The organism is Pseudoalteromonas sp. GABNS16E (genome assembly GCF_028598715.1).
In the GTDB taxonomy this organism is placed as follows: domain Bacteria; phylum Pseudomonadota; class Gammaproteobacteria; order Enterobacterales; family Alteromonadaceae; genus Pseudoalteromonas; species Pseudoalteromonas atlantica.
Genome location: NZ_JAQREZ010000016.1, coordinates 1 through 19,914, shown reverse-complemented (window position 1 = coordinate 19,914; position 19,914 = coordinate 1). Strand labels below are relative to the sequence as shown.

23 protein-coding genes, 1 other RNA gene and 2 pseudogenes are annotated in these 19,914 nt (G+C 41.8%); 16 read left to right on the top strand and 10 right to left on the bottom strand.

Annotation, left to right across the window (positions count from 1 at the left end):
* Positions 1 to 5: 5 nt before the first annotated feature.
* From mlaD to murA, 5 genes are read left to right on the top strand one after another with little or no spacing between them, the layout of a single operon-like run.
* A complete protein-coding gene (gene mlaD, locus PSI06_RS08730) occupies positions 6 to 554 on the top strand; it encodes an outer membrane lipid asymmetry maintenance protein MlaD (RefSeq protein WP_273603489.1) in 549 nt (182 codons plus the stop codon).
* 5 nt (positions 555 to 559) lie between these two features.
* Positions 560 to 1,240 (top strand): MlaC/ttg2D family ABC transporter substrate-binding protein, encoded by a 681-nt coding sequence (locus tag PSI06_RS08725; RefSeq protein WP_121637967.1) that lies wholly within the window; start codon positions 560 to 562, stop codon positions 1,238 to 1,240.
* Complete coding sequence (locus PSI06_RS08720; protein WP_024033329.1) at positions 1,233 to 1,526, top strand: STAS domain-containing protein; 294 nt, start codon at positions 1,233 to 1,235, stop codon at positions 1,524 to 1,526. The genes PSI06_RS08725 and PSI06_RS08720 overlap by 8 nt, the downstream gene beginning before the upstream one ends.
* Before the next feature lie 5 nt (positions 1,527 to 1,531).
* Positions 1,532 to 1,789, top strand: coding sequence for a BolA family protein (locus tag PSI06_RS08715; RefSeq protein WP_004589097.1), 258 nt, complete (start codon positions 1,532 to 1,534; stop codon positions 1,787 to 1,789).
* Between the two features lie 13 nt (positions 1,790 to 1,802).
* Positions 1,803 to 3,062, top strand: coding sequence for a UDP-N-acetylglucosamine 1-carboxyvinyltransferase (gene murA / locus PSI06_RS08710; RefSeq protein ID WP_273603490.1), 1,260 nt, complete (start codon positions 1,803 to 1,805; stop codon positions 3,060 to 3,062).
* 146 nt (positions 3,063 to 3,208) lie between these two features.
* Here murA and PSI06_RS08705 read toward each other — a convergent pair whose 3' ends face one another.
* From PSI06_RS08705 to PSI06_RS08695, 3 genes are all read right to left on the bottom strand, one after another.
* Positions 3,209 to 4,291 (bottom strand): trypsin-like peptidase domain-containing protein, encoded by a 1,083-nt coding sequence (locus tag PSI06_RS08705; RefSeq protein ID WP_024033328.1) that lies wholly within the window; start codon positions 4,289 to 4,291, stop codon positions 3,209 to 3,211.
* Between the two features lie 100 nt (positions 4,292 to 4,391).
* Complete coding sequence (locus PSI06_RS08700) at positions 4,392 to 5,744, bottom strand: Do family serine endopeptidase (RefSeq protein WP_273603491.1); 1,353 nt, start codon at positions 5,742 to 5,744, stop codon at positions 4,392 to 4,394.
* A 149-nt stretch (positions 5,745 to 5,893) separates the two neighbouring features.
* Positions 5,894 to 6,304, bottom strand: coding sequence for a YhcB family protein (locus PSI06_RS08695; protein ID WP_369128026.1), 411 nt, complete (start codon positions 6,302 to 6,304; stop codon positions 5,894 to 5,896).
* Here PSI06_RS08695 and PSI06_RS21670 point away from each other — a divergent pair.
* From PSI06_RS21670 to PSI06_RS08655, 9 genes and pseudogenes are all read left to right on the top strand, one after another.
* Positions 6,249 to 6,377 (top strand): annotated as a pseudogene (locus PSI06_RS21670) (hypothetical protein); the annotation flags it as partial. The gene PSI06_RS08695 and the pseudogene PSI06_RS21670 overlap by 56 nt on opposite strands.
* 95 nt (positions 6,378 to 6,472) lie before the next feature.
* Positions 6,473 to 7,561 (top strand): cell division protein ZapE, encoded by a 1,089-nt coding sequence (gene zapE / locus PSI06_RS08690; protein WP_024033326.1) that lies wholly within the window; start codon positions 6,473 to 6,475, stop codon positions 7,559 to 7,561.
* A 285-nt stretch (positions 7,562 to 7,846) separates the two neighbouring features.
* Positions 7,847 to 8,275, top strand: a complete 429-nt coding sequence (rplM, locus tag PSI06_RS08685) for a 50S ribosomal protein L13 (RefSeq protein ID WP_004589103.1) — start codon at positions 7,847 to 7,849, stop codon at positions 8,273 to 8,275.
* Between the two features lie 8 nt (positions 8,276 to 8,283).
* Positions 8,284 to 8,676, top strand: a complete 393-nt coding sequence (gene rpsI, locus PSI06_RS08680) for a 30S ribosomal protein S9 (RefSeq protein WP_024600778.1) — start codon at positions 8,284 to 8,286, stop codon at positions 8,674 to 8,676.
* 555 nt (positions 8,677 to 9,231) lie between these two features.
* A complete protein-coding gene (gene petA, locus PSI06_RS08675; RefSeq protein ID WP_004589105.1) occupies positions 9,232 to 9,822 on the top strand; it encodes a ubiquinol-cytochrome c reductase iron-sulfur subunit in 591 nt (196 codons plus the stop codon).
* Positions 9,822 to 11,087 carry a cytochrome b gene (locus PSI06_RS08670; RefSeq protein WP_004589106.1) on the top strand — a complete coding sequence of 422 codons (1,266 nt, stop codon included), beginning with the start codon at positions 9,822 to 9,824 and terminating at the stop codon, positions 11,085 to 11,087. Before petA ends, PSI06_RS08670 begins: the two co-directional genes overlap by 1 nt.
* Positions 11,084 to 11,833: a cytochrome c1 gene (locus tag PSI06_RS08665; RefSeq protein WP_273603493.1), complete on the top strand. Its 750-nt coding sequence runs from the start codon at positions 11,084 to 11,086 to the stop codon at positions 11,831 to 11,833. Before PSI06_RS08670 ends, PSI06_RS08665 begins: the two co-directional genes overlap by 4 nt.
* 80 nt (positions 11,834 to 11,913) lie before the next feature.
* Positions 11,914 to 12,540 (top strand): stringent starvation protein SspA, encoded by a 627-nt coding sequence (gene sspA, locus PSI06_RS08660; protein ID WP_004589108.1) that lies wholly within the window; start codon positions 11,914 to 11,916, stop codon positions 12,538 to 12,540.
* Complete coding sequence (locus PSI06_RS08655) at positions 12,540 to 12,977, top strand: ClpXP protease specificity-enhancing factor (RefSeq protein WP_004589109.1); 438 nt, start codon at positions 12,540 to 12,542, stop codon at positions 12,975 to 12,977. Before sspA ends, PSI06_RS08655 begins: the two co-directional genes overlap by 1 nt.
* Positions 12,978 to 13,047: 70 nt before the next feature.
* On the opposite strand, the gene dolP is transcribed toward PSI06_RS08655, so the two are convergent.
* The 4 genes from dolP to PSI06_RS08635 form a co-directional block, all read right to left on the bottom strand.
* A complete protein-coding gene (gene dolP, locus PSI06_RS08650) occupies positions 13,048 to 13,614 on the bottom strand; it encodes a division/outer membrane stress-associated lipid-binding lipoprotein (RefSeq protein ID WP_004589110.1) in 567 nt (188 codons plus the stop codon).
* Positions 13,607 to 14,200, bottom strand: coding sequence for an SIS domain-containing protein (locus PSI06_RS08645; RefSeq protein ID WP_004589111.1), 594 nt, complete (start codon positions 14,198 to 14,200; stop codon positions 13,607 to 13,609). The genes dolP and PSI06_RS08645 overlap by 8 nt, the downstream gene beginning before the upstream one ends.
* Before the next feature lie 68 nt (positions 14,201 to 14,268).
* Positions 14,269 to 14,640, bottom strand: a complete 372-nt coding sequence (locus PSI06_RS08640) for a YraN family protein (RefSeq protein WP_004589112.1) — start codon at positions 14,638 to 14,640, stop codon at positions 14,269 to 14,271.
* A 12-nt stretch (positions 14,641 to 14,652) separates the two neighbouring features.
* Entirely contained in the window at positions 14,653 to 16,536 is a 1,884-nt protein-coding gene (locus PSI06_RS08635) for a penicillin-binding protein activator (protein ID WP_096042310.1), read from the bottom strand.
* Positions 16,537 to 16,597: 61 nt separating this feature from the next.
* On the opposite strand from PSI06_RS08635, the gene rsmI reads away from it, so the two are divergent.
* Both rsmI and rnpB read left to right on the top strand, forming a co-directional pair.
* Complete coding sequence (gene rsmI / locus PSI06_RS08630) at positions 16,598 to 17,455, top strand: 16S rRNA (cytidine(1402)-2'-O)-methyltransferase (protein WP_273603494.1); 858 nt, start codon at positions 16,598 to 16,600, stop codon at positions 17,453 to 17,455.
* Between the two features lie 43 nt (positions 17,456 to 17,498).
* Positions 17,499 to 17,877: RNase P RNA component class A (rnpB, locus tag PSI06_RS08625), an RNA gene on the top strand.
* A gap of 75 nt (positions 17,878 to 17,952) precedes the next feature.
* Here the strand turns inward: rnpB and PSI06_RS08620 are convergent.
* The 3 genes and pseudogenes from PSI06_RS08620 to PSI06_RS08610 form a co-directional block, all read right to left on the bottom strand.
* The gene (locus PSI06_RS08620; protein WP_004589118.1) at positions 17,953 to 19,365 is read right to left on the bottom strand and encodes a sigma-54-dependent transcriptional regulator; all 1,413 of its coding nucleotides are present in this window, start codon (positions 19,363 to 19,365) and stop codon (positions 17,953 to 17,955) included.
* A complete protein-coding gene (locus PSI06_RS08615) occupies positions 19,362 to 19,814 on the bottom strand; it encodes a sensor histidine kinase (protein ID WP_273605009.1) in 453 nt (150 codons plus the stop codon). Before PSI06_RS08615 ends, PSI06_RS08620 begins: the two co-directional genes overlap by 4 nt.
* Positions 19,815 to 19,817: 3 nt before the next feature.
* Positions 19,818 to 19,914, bottom strand: a pseudogene (locus tag PSI06_RS08610) (IS5/IS1182 family transposase); the annotation flags it as partial.

The window sequence follows — 19,914 nt, the reverse complement described above, 5'->3', positions numbered from 1 at the left end:
AGATAATGAATTCACGGAAATTAGAGATTTTAGTTGGCTTTTTTGTCGCATTAGGCATTTTAGCGTTTGCAATGTTAGCACTTAAAGTGGCTAATTCGGGTATTAGCGGGTCGGGCGAAACCTACACGCTAAATGCAAAGTTTGAAAATATCGGCTCACTTAAAGCGCGTGCACCGGTAAAAGTAGGCGGTGTAGTGATTGGCCGTGTTGAATCTATTTATGTACACCCACAGGTGTTTTTGCCTGTGGTAAATATGACGATAGATGCACAGTATTTATGTCGTTTTTCAGACACTAGCTCAATCTCAATTTTAACATCGGGTATTTTAGGGGAGCAGTACTTAGGTATTCACCCTGTTATTTCTCCTAATGCAGCAGAGCAGCGCTGTTTAGGTGAGACAGTGACCGAAAACGCACAAGATCAAGCAATCGATGAGTTATTTGGCGTAGAGAGCAAAGCGTTAGGTGATGGTGATTCAATCACAGATACTAAGTCTGCACTTGTTTTAGAAGAGTTAATTGGGCAGTTTTTATTCAACCAAGGTAGTGAGTAATTATTATGTTGAAACAGTTTTTAGCCGTTATTGCACTTAGTGCAACCCTAGCTGTGCAAAGTGTTAGCGCAGCCGAAGTTAAACTGACAGATCCTAACAAGATGGTGCGTCAGGTAGCAGAGCATACATTTGAGCGCATTAAAAAAGATCAACCGCTTATCACTAAAGATAAAGAGCACCTTCGTGTTATTGTAGAAGAAGAGCTGATGCCTTACATAGACTACAAATATGCAGCACTTCGTGTGTTGGGTAGTGAAGTGTCTAAAGTGCGTGCAATTACCGATGAAGCCGAAAAAGCCAAAGCAATTAAAGATATCCAAGAATTTATTGGCGCGTTTAGAAGCTATTTAGTTGCTACTTACGCGGGGGTATTTACTCAATACACTGACCAACATGTAGAATTTGGCGCAGAGCAGCCATTTAAAGGCAAAGATGTAGTTGTAGTAAAAACTAAAATTACAGAAGATGGCAAGCCTGACATAAAAATTGATTTTAAAGTACGTGAAGATCGCAGCGGCGAGTGGCGCGCATACGATATGATTGCAGAAGGAATTAGCTTACTCGATGCAAAACAAAGTGAGCTACAAGGTATTTTACGCCAGCAAGGTATTGCACACGTAAGTAAATTACTAGAGCAAAAGAGCCAGTTACCTGTGCAATTTAGAGGCAACAACAGCAATGACTAAATTGGCAATTAGCCAAGTAGATGAGCAGCACTATAGGGTAAGTGGTGAACTTACCCGCAGCTCAATTGGCAATGAACAGCTTCTGAACGCCAAGTCATTAAGTAAGCATAAAACCATCTATTTTGACCTTTGTGAGGTAATGAGGGTTGACACAGCGGGCTTAGCTTGGTTAATTCACTCTTTTGCTGAATTTAAGCAACAGGGCACACGCCTTGAATTGCAAAATCCACCTGAGCAATTGCAAAATTTAATGCAGTTGGGTCAGGTAACAACTTTATTTGAGTGAGAGTTATGGAAACTAGCCAAGTCGAAACATTATTACGCGACGAACTTCAATTATCTGAAGTAAAAGTAAAAGCCAATGGTAGCCATTATGAAGTAATTGCAGTAGGTGAGTGCTTTGACGGTTTAAGCCGCGTTAAAAAGCAACAGCTAGTTTATGGCCCATTAATGAATACTATTTCAGACGGTACAATTCACGCTGTATCAATTCGTGCATTTACGCCAACTGAGTGGAAGCGTGAACAAAAATTTATTTTACCTCAATAGTTAAGGCCTCTTAATGGATCAGTTTGTAATTCAAGGTGGCACTTCACTTGCGGGTGAAGTAACTATTTCTGGCGCTAAAAATGCCGCATTACCAATTTTGTTTGCCGCACTGCTTGCCGATGGTAAAAGTACATTTACGAATGTTCCTCGCCTTCGCGATATTGTGACCACTGAGGCGCTTTTAAGCACCTTAGGCGCAACTATAAATTGGCAAGGCGATACACTGTATATCGATGGCGCAACCGTTAATAAAACGCTTGCTCCTTATGATTTAGTTAAGCAAATGCGCGCCTCTGTTTTGGCACTAGGGCCTTTAGTGGCGCGTTTTGGTGAGGCGCAGGTATCGCTACCTGGTGGTTGTGCTATAGGCGCACGCCCGGTTGATATACATATTCAAGGTTTAGAGCGCATGGGCGCACAAATAAACGTTGAAAATGGTTATATCAATGCAAAGGTAGAAGGCCGCCTTAAAGGCGCTGAAATTTTCATGGAAATGGTCAGTGTTGGCGCAACCGAAAACTTACTAATGGCCGCAGCACTTGCTGATGGTAAAACGGTGCTTGAAAACGCAGCACGCGAGCCCGAAATTATTGACCTTGCCAATTGCCTAATTGCTATGGGTGCAAAAATTACTGGTGCAGGTACAAGCCGTATAGAAATTGATGGCGTAGAGCGTTTAGGCGGCTGTGAGCACAGCATTTTACCTGACCGCATTGAAACGGGCACTTTTTTAGTTGCAGCAGCGATGGCTGCAGGCGAAGTACTTTGTAAAAAAACAGATTTTCATTCACTTGAGCCTGTTATTGAAAAATTACGTGCCGCGAATGCATTAGTTGAAGTAAACGATGACAGCATTTATTTAGATATGCGTAATCGTGAGCTCAAAGCCGTTAATATTAAAACCATGCCACACCCTGGTTTTCCAACCGACATGCAAGCGCAGTTCACCGCGTTAAATGTAGTGGCTAATGGTAGTGCAACAATTACCGAAACCATTTTTGAAAACCGCTTTATGCACGTACCAGAGTTACAACGCATGGGCGCTAATATTCGTTTAGAAGGGCATACCGCTATTTGTGGTGAAACGCAAAGTTTAAGTGGCGCACAAGTAATGGCAACCGATTTACGCGCCTCTGCAAGCTTAATTTTAACCGGTATTGTGGCGCAAGGTGAAACGGTAGTCGATCGTATTTACCACGTAGACCGAGGCTATCAACGCATTGAAGATAAACTCAGTGGCTTAGGTGCCAATATTAAGCGCAGAAGTAGCTAATACCCATTCGCAATAATATTTACTTGTTTTGAGGTGAGAGCACACTTGCTCCTAAATTAAGCGCGCTGAGTTAAACACAGTTTACTTTAGACATAAAAAAGGTCGGATACGCGTATTGCTATCCGACCTTTTTATTGCCATTTTGGTTAGAGTTTAGTTTCGAGCTCTGCAACTCTAACCATTATTTTTTCTACTTTACCGTTTCGGTACAGCTCAAATTCTATTTCTTTACCGGGCTGTGTATTGCCTATTTTTTCGAGTACTTTTTGCGGGTTGGCGACACTTAACCCTGCAATTTTAATAACGATGTCTTGCTCTTCAATGCCAGCTTGCCATGCAGGGCCTAATGGGTCTAAATTGGTGATTCGCATACCAGCGACCTCAGTAAGGCTGTCGTTTACCTCTTTGCCCGTGCTATCTACAGCGGTGCCTTCAAAGCCTAAATAGCCACGTACTACACGGCCATGGCGTATTAGCTTTGCCATTACTTCTTTAGCGAGCGAATAGGGAACAGCAAAAAATATTCCTTGGATATTTAGGTTTTCACGAGTTTTAAATTGCGCAGACGTGATCCCCACTAAGTCTCCATTTGAATTAACCAAAGCCCCGCCAGAGTTACCTACATTTATAGCAGCATCCATTTGCAGTAAGTTGTTATAAGGGCTATCGGTAATTTTTTGTTTACCGGTGGCACTAATTATACCTTGGGTGATGGTTTGCCCTAAATTGAGTGGGTTACCAATGGCCAGCACTACATCACCTACACTGGTGGTGTAATTATCGTTTACGGGGATCACCGGCAGGTGGTCGGCGTTAATTTTCAATAAGGCTAAATCGGTAATGGTGTCAAAGCCAATTAACTGCACATCAAAAAAGCGTCGGCCATCGGTTAATATAACCAAGATTTGATCTGCATTATTTATAACGTGGTAGTTAGTTAATATGTAGCCGTCTTGCGCCATAATTACGCCAGAGCCAAGCTCTTGAACGGTGTTTTGTTGCTTATATCGAGGCTCTTTAGAAATGCTTTCTGAAAAAATAGTTACTACCGACGGTGCAGCACGTTTAACCGCGTCAGCAAAACTAAGGTGATTTGAGCTCATAGCACTGGGCAAGGGAACATTAGGGAGTAAAGAGGCGCGCATATTAGGGCTGAAAAAAACCACTAAAAAAGCGATACCTAAACCGACAAACAATGGGGGAAGTACAAATTTTAGTAATTTCAGCACGAGATTCTTATTGTTAGTGAGCAATTCTTTATGATGGCACAAAAAAAATAACAGCGGCAAGTGCTGCTGTTATTTTTATTGCTTATTTATAACGTGTTACTTATTGGATAAGTACAAAGATAGACTCTCTGCCACGTTTAACGCCAAGTACAATATTACCTTGGGTATCTTCGATAATTTTGTTCATTTGACGAATGTTTTCTACACGTTGGCGGTTAACTTGTACAATCACATCACCTTCTTCAAGGCCAACACGTGCAGAAGGAGAACGCGGATCTACTGTGGCGACTTCAATACCTTTAGTGCCATTTTTTTGCACGTTTTCAAGCGTTGCACCTTGGAATGCAGGATGCAGTTCATCGCCAGCGGCGGTTAAACCCGATGCACCATCAAGCGTTACTTTAATGGTTTTTACTTTGCCATCGCGGTAAATACCTAATTTAACTTCGCGTCCTTCACCTAACGTTGCTATTTTACTGCGCAGCTCGTGGAAGCCACTAATATCGCTGCCATTAATACTAATAATAACATCGCCAGCTTTAATACCTGCTTTGCTTGCTGCGGTATCATCCATTACTTGCATAACGTAAGCACCTTGTTTAACGTCAAGTTGCTGTGCTTTTGCAAGGCCTGCATCAAGTGGGCGGCCAGAAATACCCAGTGAGCCACGGCGTACTTCGCCATGTTCAATAATTTGGTCAACTAAGTTTTTCATCATATTTGATGGAATGGCAAAGCCAATACCAACATTTCCACCCGAGGCACCTAAAATAGCAGTATTAATACCAATGAGCTCACCATTTAGGTTAACTAAAGCGCCTCCTGAGTTACCTTGGTTAATAGCCGCATCGGTTTGAATAAAGTCTTCGTAGCCTTCAATATTTAAACCACTACGGCCTAATGCACTTACAATGCCCGAGGTTACTGTATGGCTTAAACCAAATGGATTACCAATTGCTACTGCAAAGTCGCCGACACGCAATTTATCTGAATTTGCCAGTTTAACTTCGGTTAAGTCATCTGCATCTATTTGTAATAGCGCAATATCAGACTCTTTATCGGTACCAATTTTGGTGGCTTCAAATTCACGGCCGTCTTCTAGCGTTACCACCATTTTTTCGGCATCTTGAATTACGTGGTTATTTGTTACTACATAGCCTTCGTCGGCATCAATAATAACCCCTGAGCCTAAACCACTAAATTGGCGCTTTTGACTACGTGGTTGAGGGTTACCAAAAAAGTATTCAAGCGGGTCTGCACGGCGGCGCACTTCTTTTGAGCCAGAAACCTGAATGCTCACAACGCCAGGGGTAATTTGCTCAAGCATAGGCGCAAGTGTGGGTAATTGTTGGCCGTTAACTGCAATAGGCAGTTTTGCATAAGAGGCCATTGGGCTTAGTAATAAGCTTGTAGATAAGATTGCAGCACTAATAAGTGATAATTTCATTTTCATAGTCAGGGTGTACTCCACATCACAGGAAAAGCAAAAAGGCTGCATAAGCAGCCTTTTCGAATTTAAATATAAAGCTGTTACATTTAAAGACTATGGGGTCAAAAAAAAGTTCCTCAAGATAGCACTAACATTTTAGCGTGCTCAGTGTGTTAAGAGGCTTTTGCAGGTTTTGTATCGCCATTTTGCCCTGCAAATAAACCAGACTCACCCGAGACGTAATCGGCAGGTTGTGCTTGTGCAGATGAACGGTCAACCTCGCGCTCTTTTAAAGACGCTTGTAATTGCTCTGTTGTTTCTTTAGAGAAAAACGGCTCGCTAGGCGCTTTGTTTTTATCATCAAGTAAGAGTTGATTGGTTTCTTCAACATGGCTGAGTAGTTGGTCGTAGTTTTCTTTCATTTTATTCACAAGCTTACCTGTGCTTGCTAAATGATCGGCCACATCTTGGCGATACTGCTCAAGCGCGTTTTGTGCTAGCTCGGCTTGTTCTTTTAATTCATCTTGCTTAAATTGCTTTTTAGTAACGAATGCACCAACAAAAAATGCCACTACAGCAGTAATAATAATTAAACCTACCCACGTAACTGTGCCCATAACTTCACCCCTTTGGGAAAAAATATCTAATAATGCCTGATTCAAATATAAATCATCCTGTGGGTAATATACCCCGAGTTAAGATGCGTGTTAATATGTTGTGCAAATTAAACTGTGTTTAAAATGTAATTAGATATGACTCCTTGGCAAACTTACCAGCAAGATCTTAAGCGCGATGACTTTGTACATGACCAAGCACAAGAAAATGCAGTGCGCCATTTACAACGTTTATACGATGACCTCACAAATAAAAAACCACAGCAACAAGGCTTTTTTGCAAAGCTGTTTAATAAAAGCGAACCTGAGCCAATTAAAGGGCTTTATTTTTGGGGTGGTGTAGGGCGTGGTAAAACCTATTTAGTAGATACCTTTTACGAAGCGCTGCCAGGTGAGCGTAAAATGCGTGTGCATTTTCATCGCTTTATGCACCGAGTTCACGATGAACTAAAAAAGCTAAATAATAAAAGCAATCCACTGGAAATTGTTGCCGACATATTTAAAGCTGAAACCGATATTATTTGTTTTGATGAATTTTTTGTTCAAGATATTACAGATGCCATGTTACTCGGCGGCTTAATGCAGGCATTATTTGCACGCAATATAGTATTAGTCGCTACCTCTAATATAGTACCTGATGATTTATATAAAAACGGCTTACAGCGTGCGCGTTTTATTCCGGCCATTGAACTGGTAAAAGCGAACACAGAAATAGTAAATGTAGACTCTGGTATTGATTATCGCTTGCGTACACTTGAGCAAGCCGAAATATTTCACAGCCCGTTAGATGAGCAAGCCGATAAAAACTTATTTGAATATTTTGATAAGCTCTCGCCAGAGGCGGGGGAGCTTGATCAACCCATAGAAATAGAAGGGCGCTTAATCAACACACGCAAAGTGGCCAAGTGTGTAGTGATGTTTGAATTTAGCGAATTGTGCGAAACCGCACGTAGCCAAGTCGACTACATGGAAATTAGCCGCTTATATAACACTGTTATTATTTCTAATGTTAAACAGCTTGGACAAAATAATGATGATGCAGCTAGGCGCTTTATCGCTTTAGTGGATGAGTTTTACGAACGCCATGTAACATTAATTATTTCGGCTGAAAAACCGATCACGCAGCTTTATACCCAAGGTAATCTTAACTTTGAATTTAAGCGCTGCATTAGCCGCCTGCAAGAAATGCAGTCTTTAGAGTATTTAGCAAAAGAGCATTTAGCATAGCGCTAATACGACTGTATCGACTCTTTAAAGTGGCCTTATTGTTGTTTTTATATAAATGCATAAGTTTTTGTAATTTTCTTGTGGAAAAAACAACCGCTCGGTAGCAATGTGTTTTAAGTGCTGGTATACTCCCGCGTCTGCCACGTTGCGTTCTATGTCCTCATATAGTTTAGCCACTTGTGAGCGGCGCTAAAGTCTAAAACTCGAAGGGGTTGTAGCATACTTAGAGCGGTAGTTAATAATAACTGCCTGTGGTTTTAATTGAAAAACATTGGATTTTTATAAATGAAAACGTTTGTTGCTAAACCAGAAACAGTAAAACGTGACTGGTACGTAGTTGACGCTGAAGGTAAAACTTTAGGTCGCATCGCTACTGAAATCGCTCATCGCCTACGCGGTAAGCACAAAGCTGAATACACTCCACACGTAGATACTGGTGATTACATCATCGTTATCAACGCTGAGAAAGTTACTGTAACTGGTAACAAATTCAAAGATAAAGTGTACTACGCTCATACTGGTTTCCCAGGTGGTCTTAAGTCTACTACTTTTGATAAACTTCAAGCTGCAAAGCCTGAAATGATCATCGAAAAAGCTGTTAAAGGCATGTTGCCACGTGGTCCTTTAGGCCGCGCTATGTACCGTAAACTTAAAGTTTACGCAGGTACTGAGCACAACCATGCTGCACAACAGCCTCAGGTTCTAGACATTTAAGGAGCACTATCATGGCAAATCAATACTACGGTACAGGTCGTCGTAAAAGTTCAAGTGCTCGCGTATTCTTACGCCCAGGCACTGGTAACATCGTAATCAACAAGCGCTCTTTAGAAGAGTACTTTGGTCGCGAAACAGCACGCATGGTTGTTCGTCAAGCTCTTGAGCTTGTTGACATGACTGAAAAATTTGACCTTCACATCACCGTTGCCGGTGGTGGTACAACTGGTCAAGCTGGTGCTATCCGTCACGGTATCACTCGTGCACTTATGGAGTTTGACGAGTCATTACGTCCACAACTTCGTAAAGCAGGTTTTGTTACACGTGATGCACGTAAAGTTGAACGTAAGAAAGTGGGCCTTAAGAAAGCGCGTAAGCGTCCACAGTTCTCAAAACGTTAATTTTTACGTTATCAAGAATTCAAAAACCCAGCTTATGCTGGGTTTTTTGTTTTTGGCATTAAAATTTAAGTACTTACCTACCTCAAGCCCGCTTTTTTAAGGCTAGGCGTTGATCATATTTTATAAATACTGCGTATTTAATGTACGAAAGCTTTAAAATACCCATTTCGCTGCAAAAAAGTTAAATAATTATCGCAATTAGTGTAAATCCATCAGTTAATTGGTGGAATTTTTTGCTACAATTGGCTGGCAAGTAGTATGAGCAAGTTCAACATCACCATGTACAGTTTATCTGTTTCCTCGTAGTGGGGTTGATCTTGGTCAGTATATTGTTTTTACAGAAGCGCTATTATAGTCATTCGGCTTTATTCTCGAGCTTACTTTATCAAACTATTGATCAAGTCGGGTTATTCGAGCGTGAGGCTGTGAATAACCTTGTTTTAATCAAGGGTTTTAATTATGATCGCTTCTATTTTAAAAATTTCGAAAAATTAACCTGCTGTAACTGATGTTCTCAATATAGCAAGTGTTGAGAATCATAGTGGAGATAAGTGGATGAGCAATGCGCCTGTAGACAATGGCCGACGTCGCTTTTTAACCATAGCTACCTCTGTTGTAGGTGGTGTTGGTGCGGCTGGGGCTGCTGTTCCTTTTATTGCGTCTTGGAATCCAAGTGAGCGAGCTAAATCTGCGGGTGCGCCTGTAGAAGTAGATATCAGCAAACTTGAGCCAGGACAATTAATACGTGTCGAGTGGCGTGGTAAACCTGTATGGGTTGTATCACGTACCCCTAAAATGCTTGAGCAGATGAAAGAACATGAAGGTCAACTTCGTGATCCGCAATCGCAAGAGCCACAACAACTAGAATCATCAACAAATGATTACCGTTCATTACGCCCAGAGATTTTTGTCGCTGTTGGTATTTGTACGCATTTAGGGTGTTCTCCAGGCTTTTTCCAAGGTAACTTTAGTGAAAAAGTTGAAGGGACAGATGATGGTTTTTACTGTCCATGTCACGGTTCTAAATTTGATATGGCTGGGCGAGTATTTCAATCAGTTCCTGCACCATTGAACTTAGAAGTACCACCTTATACTTTTCTTGATGAAACCACTATTTTAGTGGGCGAAGAAAAAGGGGTAGCCTAATGTTTGGTAAAATTGTTAGTTGGATTGACGACCGTATCCCAATGACACGTGTTTGGAACATGCACATTGCACAGTATCCAGCACCTAAAAACTTTAACTTCTGGTATTTTTTTGGCTCACTAGCCATGTTAGTACTAGTAAACCAAATACTTACTGGTATTTGGTTAACGATGAACTTTGTTCCCTCTTCTGAAGGCGCTTTCGCATCAGTAGAGTACATCATGCGTGATGTTGAATACGGTTGGTTATTACGTTATTTACACTCAACGGGTGCATCTGCGTTTTTCATCGTTGTTTATATGCATATGTTCCGTGGCATGATCTACGGCTCTTACCAAAAACCACGTGAATTACTGTGGTTGTTCGGTATGTTTATTTTCTTAGCATTAATGGCTGAAGCCTTCATGGGTTACTTACTACCATGGGGTCAAATGTCGTTCTGGGGTGCGCAGGTAATCATTTCGTTATTCGGGGCTATTCCGGTAATTGGTGACGACTTAACACTTTGGATCCGTGGTGACTACGTAATATCGGGTGCAACGCTTAACCGCTTCTTTGCATTACACGTTATTGCACTACCACTGGTTATTGTAATTTTAGTGTTCTTACACATTGTTGCGCTGCACGAAGTGGGCTCTAACAACCCTGACGGTGTTGAAATAAAACGCAAAAAAGGCACTGTGGCTGAAGAAGATAAGTCTAAATTTAAATTCCATGAGTATTACACCGACAAAAAAGACATTGTTGATGCGATACCGTTCCACCCGTACTACACAGTAAAAGATATTGTGGGCGTGGTTGGTTTCTTAATCTTGTTCTGTTGGGTTGTATTCTTTATGCCTGCGATGAATGGTTTCTTCCTAGAAGCGCCAAACTTTGAAGCAGCAAACCCACTTAAAACACCAGAGCACATTTTCCCAGTTTGGTACTTTACGCCATTCTATGCAATCTTACGTGCAATCCCTGATAAGCTTATCGGTGTTGCGGCAATGGGTGCGTCAATTGTGGTACTCGCATTGTTACCGTGGATTGACCGTGGTCGTGTTAAATCGGTTCGTTACCGTTGTGGTTTCCACAAATGGAACATTGCAGGTTTCGTTGTAACTTTCGTTCTTTTAGGTTGGGTGGGTGCAACTCCACAAACTGATATGAAAACGATAATTTCTCAAATCTGTACTGTGACTTACTTTATGTTCTTCGTACTGTTATTTATATACAGTAAGAATGAAAAAACTAAGCCATTGCCTGAGAGGTTAACGAAATGATGAAAAAGCTACTTATTGGTGTATTTGCTTTATCAGTAAACTTGCTGCCTAACATGGTTATGGCTGCGGGTCCTTCGGTTCCTCTTATGGAAGCGGGTAACGATGTATCTGATCAGCCTTCTTTGCAGCGCGGCGCAAAGTTGTTCATGAACTACTGTCTTGGTTGTCACCAAATGCAGTATCAACGTTATGAACGTACTTTCCGTGATATTGGTATTCCAACCGAGCTTGGTAAAGAGCAATTGATTTTTGATGGTTCAAAAGTAGGTGGCCATATTCTTAACGCTATCGCAAAAGAAGATGCTGCTAAATGGTTTGGTGCGGCTCCGCCGGATTTAACCAATGTGGCGCGTGTGCGTGGCAGTGATTGGATTTACACTTACTTAAAGTCGTTTTACAAAGATGAATCTCGTCCGTTTGGCGTAAATAATACGTTATTCCCATCGGTGGGTATGCCACATGTTCTTCAAGAACTACAAGGTTTACCAACACCTATCATTGAAGAAGTTGAACAACATGGTCAAACAGTGACTAAAGTTGTTGGTACTGAAACAGATGGTAAGGGCGAATTAAGCGTTGATGAATACGATCAAGCGGTTCGTGATTTAACGAATTTCTTAGAGTATGTAGGTGAACCTACACGCCTTGAGTCAGAAGCGTTAGGTATTAAGGTAATTGGATTTTTAGTTATCCTGTTTATCTTGGCATTTATGCTTAAGAAAGAATACTGGAGAGATGTTCATTAATTTGAGCATTTTACAAGGTAATTTTGCAATAGGGGCTTAAGCCCCTATTGCTGTTTTAGTTATTTAATGGAGGTATAGGCATGGCCGTAGCTGCCAATAAGCGCCCTGTAATGACCCTTTTTTCTGGTGCTAACTGTATGTATAGCCACCAAGTACGTATTGTACTTGCAGAAAAAGGTGTAAGTGTAGATATTCATTTGGCTGAAAAGGATAACTTGCCAGAGGCACTTCACGAAATTAACCCTTACGGTACAGTACCCACACTGATTGACCGTGAGCTTGGCTTATATCAGGCAAACATCATCATGGAATACCTTGATGAACGTTTCCCTCATCCTCCACTAATGCCTGTGTATCCGGTAATGCGTGGTCGTAGCCGTTTAATGATGCACCGTATTGATACTGATTGGTACAGCCTTGCTGAAAAAATCATTAACAATACAGCAGATGCTGCACAAGCTCGTAAAGAGTTAACTGAAGCGTTACTTGCAATTGCACCAATCTTTAACGAAGCTCCATACTTTATGAGTGAAGAGTTTAGCTTAGTGGATTGTTATTTAGCACCACTATTATGGCGTTTACCAGAGTTTGGTATTGAGCTTAATGGCTCTGGCGCTAAAGAGCTAAAAGAGTACATGATCCGCTTATTTGAGCGTGAGTCATTCCAAGCTTCTTTAACTGAAGCAGAGCGTGAGATCCGTTTATAATGACGCCTAATCGTCCTTATTTACTACGTGCTTTTTTTGATTGGATCGTAGATAACGACTGCACACCACATTTAGTGGTTGATGCGCAGTACCCAGCAGTACAAGTGCCTACGCAGTTTGTTCAAGATGGCCAAATAGTGCTTAATATTAGCCCTTCTGCCGTTACTGGGTTTTCGTTAGATATGGAACAACTAAGCTTTAATGCGCGCTTTGGCGGACAGCCAATGCAAGTATATGTGCCTTTAGGTGCGGTACTTGCTATTTATGCGCGTGAAAATGGCGAAGGAACAGTCTTTACTGCAGATGAGTTTTTAGAGGACGAAGACGATTTTGCACCTGACCTTGAAAGTGTGGAAACATCAGATGAGATTATTGATGAAACCCCGCCAGAAAAGCCAGAAAAGAAAAAAGGCTCACATTTACGCGTCATCAAGTAACGCTTAAATACAAAAAAACCGCTAATTAAGCGGTTTTTTTATGTGCCTTATCAACGGCTTTTTATGTATTTTATAAATATTCAAACACTTTAATAACGCGCTCTACACCCGATACATTGCGTGCAATGTTAACCGCTTGGTTAGACTCAGATTCAGATACTAATCCCATTAAAAATACTTCAGCGTTTTCGGTCACTACTTTAATATTATTGCTCGGTATATCTTTAGCTGTTAAAAGCTGTGCTTTTACTTTAGAGGTTAGCCACGAGTCGTGCGTTTGTGTGGTAATACCAATATTTGAGCCAATTCTAATTTGGTTATGTATTTTACGTATACCTGAGAGCCCCTCAATGCTCTGCTGAGCTTGGTTTTTCATTTCTTGATTGGCAACCTGACCTACCAGTAAAACAATGCCATTAACGCTTATAGCGTCTACATTGGCGAATTTTTCTAGTCGTTCAACTTCACTAAGCGCAATACTGGCTTTAATTTCTATATTATTGTCGTCTATTTGCGAGCCAATGGTGCGGCGATCATTTGCTGCTGTTACTGCACCAGCTGTTCCTGCAACCACTGCGGCTGCACAGCCTTGCAGTAAAACAACAGTACCTAAAACAATAAGAGAGCGTTTAAACATAATTTTCATCCTGCGGGAAAAGAGTTAAATCAACCAGTTCACTTAAGCAATGTAAGTTAACTAAGTGAGATTCAATAATGCGGCTAGGGCGCTTAGAAGGCGTACGAATTTCTACATCATTAGGGCCTAATAATCCAACGAGTTCTCCACCATCGTCACCTACCATCACTATGACCTTCATATCTTTAGTAAGTGCCGCTTCTACAGCAGAAATAATATGTTTTTCGTTGCCATTAATTGCTAACGCAAGCAGTAAGTCGCCTTGTTGTGCAAAGGCACGTACTTGGCGAGCAAAGGTATCATGCTCATCTACTTGGCTACTTTGCCCTAAATTGATGTTTTCTTGAGATAGCGCAATAGCAGGTAAACAGGGGCGTTCTGTTTCGTAGTGATTAACTAATACGCCGGCCATGTGCTGCGCTAGCATATGGCAGTTTGCCGTGCCACAGCAAAGGAGTTTGTTACCATTAATTAAACTTTGTGCAATGGTAAATGCCGCAGACTCTAGTGCGCTTGGCAGTACTTCGCCTGCTGCTATTTGTACTTGAATGCTTTCTGTAAAAATTTCTTTAATTGTATCTTGCATAGACTACCAATAATTTATTCGTCATTTTTGTTTGTTGCTGGGCGTTTTACTAATCTGTTTGCGTGTTGTTAAAGTACGCTTTTGATCCAATTTATATTGCCAGAGCCTTCACCTGTAATGGCAACGTAGTCGACTCTTATAGGCTGATTAGTTAAGTTTTTTGCTGCCAAGTAGTGATAAATAGTGCGTTTTAATCGTGCTTGTTTTTGTGCGCCAAGGGCATAATTTGCACCGCCTCTCGCATTGTTTTTACGAAACTTAACTTCTACAAACACAAGCGTATCGCCGTGTTTCATAATCACATCAAGCTCACCAAAGGGGCAATAATAATTACGCTCAATAGGCGTAAGCCCTTCACGGGTTAAGTATTTTTCTGCTTGGCGTTCATAGTACTGGCCTTTTTCTCGGCTATTTTGCCACAGCTCTTTAAACCACGACATAGCCGCTCCAGATTAATCAAACGTAAGCGTAGTGCTTTCGTTGGCTGATTGCATAAATAAAGGCACGGGCTGCTTTGTTTCTAGCTGTACGGCTTTTATGCGTCTATTTGTGTATTGTGCCCAATCAAGCGTACGCTCTATGTGTCCGCTTGTATTTACCGAAAGCTTTCCACTTAAACCTGTAAACTTATTACCGGGCATTACACTCAATTGCCTAATGTCGCTTAGCACCGACACGGCATCGTAAGCCATTGCAAATAGGCGTTGGCTTATATCGGCATTTTCAGGCCACAGCGTGTTGTATTGGTTGCGTAAGTTATGTTGTTTAACTGTCGCATTAAGCATCCACGGAAGCTCTGTAAAGTAAAGCCCTTCTAAATCGCCTTTATCAGTGCGATCTATTTGTTTACTATGGCTTTTAGAGCTGGCATAAAGCGGGATCCGCTGTGCAAAAGTACTTACATTTACATCTAGATAAGGTTTTATTAGGCGTGTTTCTATAGCGTCGCCTAAAATGTAAATCGCATCAATATCGCTACGAGAGCGGGTTTCGCTTTCTACTTCTTGTTTAAATAAAGACTTAACCGTTTTAATACGCTGCTTAGATTTATCAACCTCTAACAAGCTTGTAATTGTGTTTGGCATGTCTTTGTTATCGTTATAAAACCCAATTTGCGGTTTTGTTTCGCTATAGCGCTGCCACTGAATATTAAAGTAATCAACCAAACGCTGACCATTGGCATTATTAGGCGCTAATAACATAGGCTTTTGATAACCTTTAGCTAAAAAGTGCTCCAGCGCTTGCTGCACTTCATGCTCAGGGTTTAAAGCAAAAAAGTAATGTTGCAGCGAGAGTCGCTCACCATCAAATGTATTTAAGTGTAATGTTGGGGTATCAATAAGTGTTTTAGCTTGCGCAAGTTTATCTATATTCGCTTTTAATAATGGCCCAATCACAAAGTCTGGATTAAATTGGCTCAGCTGCTCGCTTAGCACTTGGGTTGAAAGGTTCTCATCTATAAAAACAGTGTCGCTAATAGTTTGCTTATCAAGCCCTGCCAAAATGCCGGCCTTTAGGGCGTCACCTAAACGCTCATTTGCGCCTGATTGCGGTAAAAGTACAGCTAAACGCTCTATATTAACTGGTGCTAGGTCGGCTAGGGCTTCATCTTGCTCGGGTAAAATAGCTACGGCAGGGTGCCCAGGGTAGCGACGGCGCCAATTATTAATGGCTTGGTCAAGCTCTACACCGCTATTTGCATATACTTGGTGGTATAAAGCTAAGTTAGTCCAACCTTGTTGAATAACAGAGCCACGATTAAAGCGCTCCAGCGCATAAGAAGACAGCTTTGTTAAGTTATCCCACAGCGCACTTTGCAGAGCAGGGATCTCAATATTGTTTTTATTCGCAGTTTCTGAGGCTCTAAAAAAATAAGGTGCGGCGCGCTTAGGAAAGTTTTGCGATGCATATATGCTAGCAGTTAAATATTGATGCCAAGCAAAGTGTTCAGGCTGTTTAAGTTGGCCATCGAGCGATTGCAAAATAACAAGCGCTTGGTCGTTTTTATTTTGCTGCTTTTGTGCATAAGCAATGTATAAGCGGTTTTGAATTTTATCTACGCTTGGGGTTTGCTCAAGCTCATTACAAATGTTTTCAAGTAACGGCCAGCTTTGCTCCGAAATAGCCGCATCACGCGCACTATAAAGTAATTGAATTTTGTCGGCACCGGTACGATTAAGCGCTAATTTATAAATAGCATCGGCACTGGTTGCTTGATTTTGCAGCGCATTCGCACTGGTGTTAATGCTATCGCTATTTTTAGTTGGTTTTTCGGTTGTGCTACAGGCCGATAACCCTGACAATATAATTAATAGACTAACAAGTTTAAGTCGCACAATGATTTCCCAATACGTTAACGCGATTTGCTTATATTACTGACTGACGCAGGAGACCTCAATGTTAAATGAGGAGAATTCACAGAAAATTGGCACTCTTTACATTGTTGCCACCCCAATTGGCAATTTTGACGACTTAAGCCAGCGTGCCATCGCGACATTATCGCAAGTTGACTTAATCGCTGCTGAAGACACGCGCCACACCGGTAAGCTACTAAGCCACTTTGGTATAAAGGCTAAAACCTTTGCATTACATGACCATAACGAAAAACAAAAAGCGCAGCAAATTATTGATTGGCTAAACGAAGGCAAAAATATCGCGCTAGTCTCAGATGCCGGCACGCCACTGATAAGCGACCCAGGTTATGCCGTTGTAAACCTGTGCCGCGAGCAAGGCGCGCATGTAACACCCGTGCCCGGTGCGTGTGCTGCTATTACTGCAGTGTGTTGCTCAGGCCTGCCAACAGATCGCTTTCAGTTTATTGGTTTTACGCCGGCTAAAAGTAAAGCCCGCCAAGATTTTTTCATAGAAGCTGTAAACTCAAACATTACCAGCATAATGTACGAAAGCACCCACCGTATTATGGCAAGCCTAGATGATTTAGAAGCGGCCTTAGGTAGTGAGCAACAAGTGGTATTTGCAAAAGAGCTAACCAAAACCTTTGAAACCTTTTTTAATGGTAGCGTAAGTGAGTTAAAGCAGTTTTTAACTGATGACCCAACCAAGCAACGCGGCGAAATAGTGCTCATGTTGCCAGGTAAACCCAAGCAAGTAGATGATATACCGCCAGAGGCGCGTAAAATGCTGGCGCTACTTGAAAGCGAAATGCCGATGAAAAAAGCCTGTGGTATTGTTGCTGAATACTTTGGAATGAAGAAAAACGCCCTGTATAAAACAATTATTGATGAAAAAGAGTAAATCTTTACTGCGTACAAGGCACAGCTCATGTATACTGCGCGCCGAGTTAGCCAAGATAATCGCTGCCTGTGACGAAAATGATCAGGGGGAGGAAAGTCCGGGCTCCACAGGGCAGAGTGCCAGCTAACGGCTGGGGGGCGTGAGCCCACGACAAGTGCAGCAGAGAGGAGACCGCCAACCCTCGGGTTGGTAAGGGTGAAAGGGTGCGGTAAGAGCGCACCGGGCCACTGGTAACAGTTGGTTGCAAGGTAAACTCCACTCGGAGCAAGACCAAATAGGGTTCTATCATTTTAAATAATGAACGCGTGGCCCACGTGAGAACCGGGTAGGTTGCTTGAGCCATAGAGCGATTTATGGCCTAGACGAATGATTATCACTTTCTTCGGAAAGGACAGAACCCGGCTTATATGGCTAACTCACTCATTCAACAAAAAAGCCCGCAGTTAACGCTGCGGGCTTTTTTGTGCCTAAAATTTGATTAAGTACTTTGTTGTTTTTTAAGGCTCAGGCTGTCCTTTTTTAAGTCGCTTACTGAGTGCTGGCTGCGATATACCGAGTAGTTGCGCTGCCATAGATTGATTTGAGTTGCTACGTTTCATCGCTTCTGCCACCAGTAATTCTGCGGCTTGTTTTAAAGTGGGTAGTGTTGATGTTGACTCAAATAACGGCTTGGCAAGCTGGGCTTGCATATCTAATTTAGGCACGGCGCTGCGTACGCTTTCAAACGCTTTCATAGACAGTGCGCCACTTTGGTGGGTGCTCATTGCATCAAAGGCCATGGCGCGCAGCTCTCTTATATTGCCTGGGAAAGCGTAGTTTTCGAGTAAAATTAATAATTCTTTTGGAATACTTGCCACCGGTTTATTAAATTCTTGTGCGGCAAGCGTTAAAAAGTGCTCGAGTAATAAGGCTATATCTTGCTTGCGCTCTCTAAGCGGCGGAATATTTACATGATGAATTTTTAAACGGTAGTATAAATCGTTTCTAAATTCGCCATTTTCTTTTTTAGTGAGTAAATTTTGGTGGGTGGCTGCAATAATGCGCGCGTTAATGCGTTTTGGGGTATCGCTGCCTACTGGGTAATATTCGCCTTCTTGCAAAAGCCTTAATAACTTTACTTGCGAGGCCAGGTTTAAATCGCCAATTTCATCAAGAAATAGTATCCCGCCTGATGCGCGTTCTATCATGCCTTTGCGGGCTTGCTCAGCGCCTGTAAAAGCGCCTTTTTTATGGCCAAATAAGGTATCCGAAAATAAGTTATCGTCAAGGCCAGCTACGTTTACACACACAAGCTCGCCACTGCAGCTACTGGTTTCGTGAATGGCTCTGGCTATAAGCTCCTTTCCTACGCCGCTTTCTCCGGTAATTAGAATAGGTTGTTGGCTATTTGATATAGACTCAATGTAATTAAACACCGAATGCATTTGATGATCCACACTAATAATTTTAGAAAACGCAGGATGCAGGCTTGTTTGGTTTTCTAGCAGATAGCCGCGCATGGCTTGGTTTTCTAGGTTTAGCTCTTGAAAACGCACCACTTGCATTATGCTATTGCTTAGGCGTTCGGGATCTTCTGTTTTTACATGATAACCATAAGCACCTAATTTTATACATTTTACAGCGGCTTCTACTTGGTTAATGCCGCTGATGATCACCACCGAAATATGCGGAAAAAGCTCTGTAATTTGCGCTATAAGCTCATCGCCACTGATATGTGGCATGTTTAAATCAAGCAATACAACGCGAACATTCCCTTGGTTTAGTTTGGCAATTACATCGCGGCTATCATTACATTGTACAATGTTGTTAATGCCGCAGTAGCGCTCTATTGCAAACGATATGCTTCGTAAAAAGCTGTTGTCGTCATCACAAATGAGTACCTCAAAACTAGGATATAAATTAGTATTCATAGTTCACTCTCGTGTTGTAATAAGGGTAGTGATAGCTTTACTTTTGTGCCTTTACCGAGGGTTGATTTAAAGGTGAGTTGGCCTTGATGATCTGCCACGATCCCCGCTGATACAGAAAGCCCTAAACCGGTGCCGCCAGATTGTCGTTTGGTGGTATAAAAGGGGTCGGTGAGCTTAATTAAGTGCTGTTGATCAATGCCTACGCCTTGATCTTCAATGCTCAGCACAACCTGATTGTGTTTAGTATGGAAATAGCTGGTGATAATAATTTTTTGCGATTTGTCTTCAAGCGCTTGGCAGGCATTTAAAATTAAATTAACGATTACCTGCTCGATGCGGCTGCCGCTGCCTTTAAACGCAGGCAGTGAGTTGGCTAAGTTAACCTCTAAGTGGTTTGTCGAGTTTTTAATTTGATTTGTGACTAGGGGCTGTTGATCTTTGTAGTACATATATCAATCAGCCCACATTGGTAGCCACATCATAGTAAATGCTAAAGCGAGCATTGAATGATAATTTCGTTCAAGCTTTTCATACCGCGTGGCTATCCCT

Excerpts from the sequence above, each read along its gene's own strand:
- PSI06_RS08720 (WP_024033329.1), top strand. The coding sequence starts at position 1,233 with ATGACTAAATTGGCAATTAGCCAAGTAGATGAGCAGCACTATAGGGTA.
- mlaD (WP_273603489.1), top strand. The coding sequence starts at position 6 with ATGAATTCACGGAAATTAGAGATTTTAGTTGGCTTTTTTGTCGCATTA.
- PSI06_RS08670 (WP_004589106.1), top strand. The coding sequence starts at position 9,822 with ATGTTTGGTAAAATTGTTAGTTGGATTGACGACCGTATCCCAATGACA.
- PSI06_RS08645 (WP_004589111.1), bottom strand. The coding sequence starts at position 14,200 with ATGCAAGATACAATTAAAGAAATTTTTACAGAAAGCATTCAAGTACAA.
- dolP (WP_004589110.1), bottom strand. The coding sequence starts at position 13,614 with ATGTTTAAACGCTCTCTTATTGTTTTAGGTACTGTTGTTTTACTGCAA.
- PSI06_RS08725 (WP_121637967.1), top strand. The coding sequence starts at position 560 with ATGTTGAAACAGTTTTTAGCCGTTATTGCACTTAGTGCAACCCTAGCT.
- rsmI (WP_273603494.1), top strand. The coding sequence starts at position 16,598 with ATGTTAAATGAGGAGAATTCACAGAAAATTGGCACTCTTTACATTGTT.
- PSI06_RS08615 (WP_273605009.1), bottom strand. The coding sequence starts at position 19,814 with ATGTACTACAAAGATCAACAGCCCCTAGTCACAAATCAAATTAAAAAC.
- PSI06_RS08620 (WP_004589118.1), bottom strand. The coding sequence starts at position 19,365 with ATGAATACTAATTTATATCCTAGTTTTGAGGTACTCATTTGTGATGAC.
- rplM (WP_004589103.1), top strand. The coding sequence starts at position 7,847 with ATGAAAACGTTTGTTGCTAAACCAGAAACAGTAAAACGTGACTGGTAC.
- murA (WP_273603490.1), top strand. The coding sequence starts at position 1,803 with ATGGATCAGTTTGTAATTCAAGGTGGCACTTCACTTGCGGGTGAAGTA.
- sspA (WP_004589108.1), top strand. The coding sequence starts at position 11,914 with ATGGCCGTAGCTGCCAATAAGCGCCCTGTAATGACCCTTTTTTCTGGT.
- PSI06_RS08655 (WP_004589109.1), top strand. The coding sequence starts at position 12,540 with ATGACGCCTAATCGTCCTTATTTACTACGTGCTTTTTTTGATTGGATC.
- PSI06_RS08715 (WP_004589097.1), top strand. The coding sequence starts at position 1,532 with ATGGAAACTAGCCAAGTCGAAACATTATTACGCGACGAACTTCAATTA.
- zapE (WP_024033326.1), top strand. The coding sequence starts at position 6,473 with ATGACTCCTTGGCAAACTTACCAGCAAGATCTTAAGCGCGATGACTTT.
- PSI06_RS08640 (WP_004589112.1), bottom strand. The coding sequence starts at position 14,640 with ATGTCGTGGTTTAAAGAGCTGTGGCAAAATAGCCGAGAAAAAGGCCAG.
- PSI06_RS08700 (WP_273603491.1), bottom strand. The coding sequence starts at position 5,744 with ATGAAAATGAAATTATCACTTATTAGTGCTGCAATCTTATCTACAAGC.
- petA (WP_004589105.1), top strand. The coding sequence starts at position 9,232 with ATGAGCAATGCGCCTGTAGACAATGGCCGACGTCGCTTTTTAACCATA.
- PSI06_RS08665 (WP_273603493.1), top strand. The coding sequence starts at position 11,084 with ATGATGAAAAAGCTACTTATTGGTGTATTTGCTTTATCAGTAAACTTG.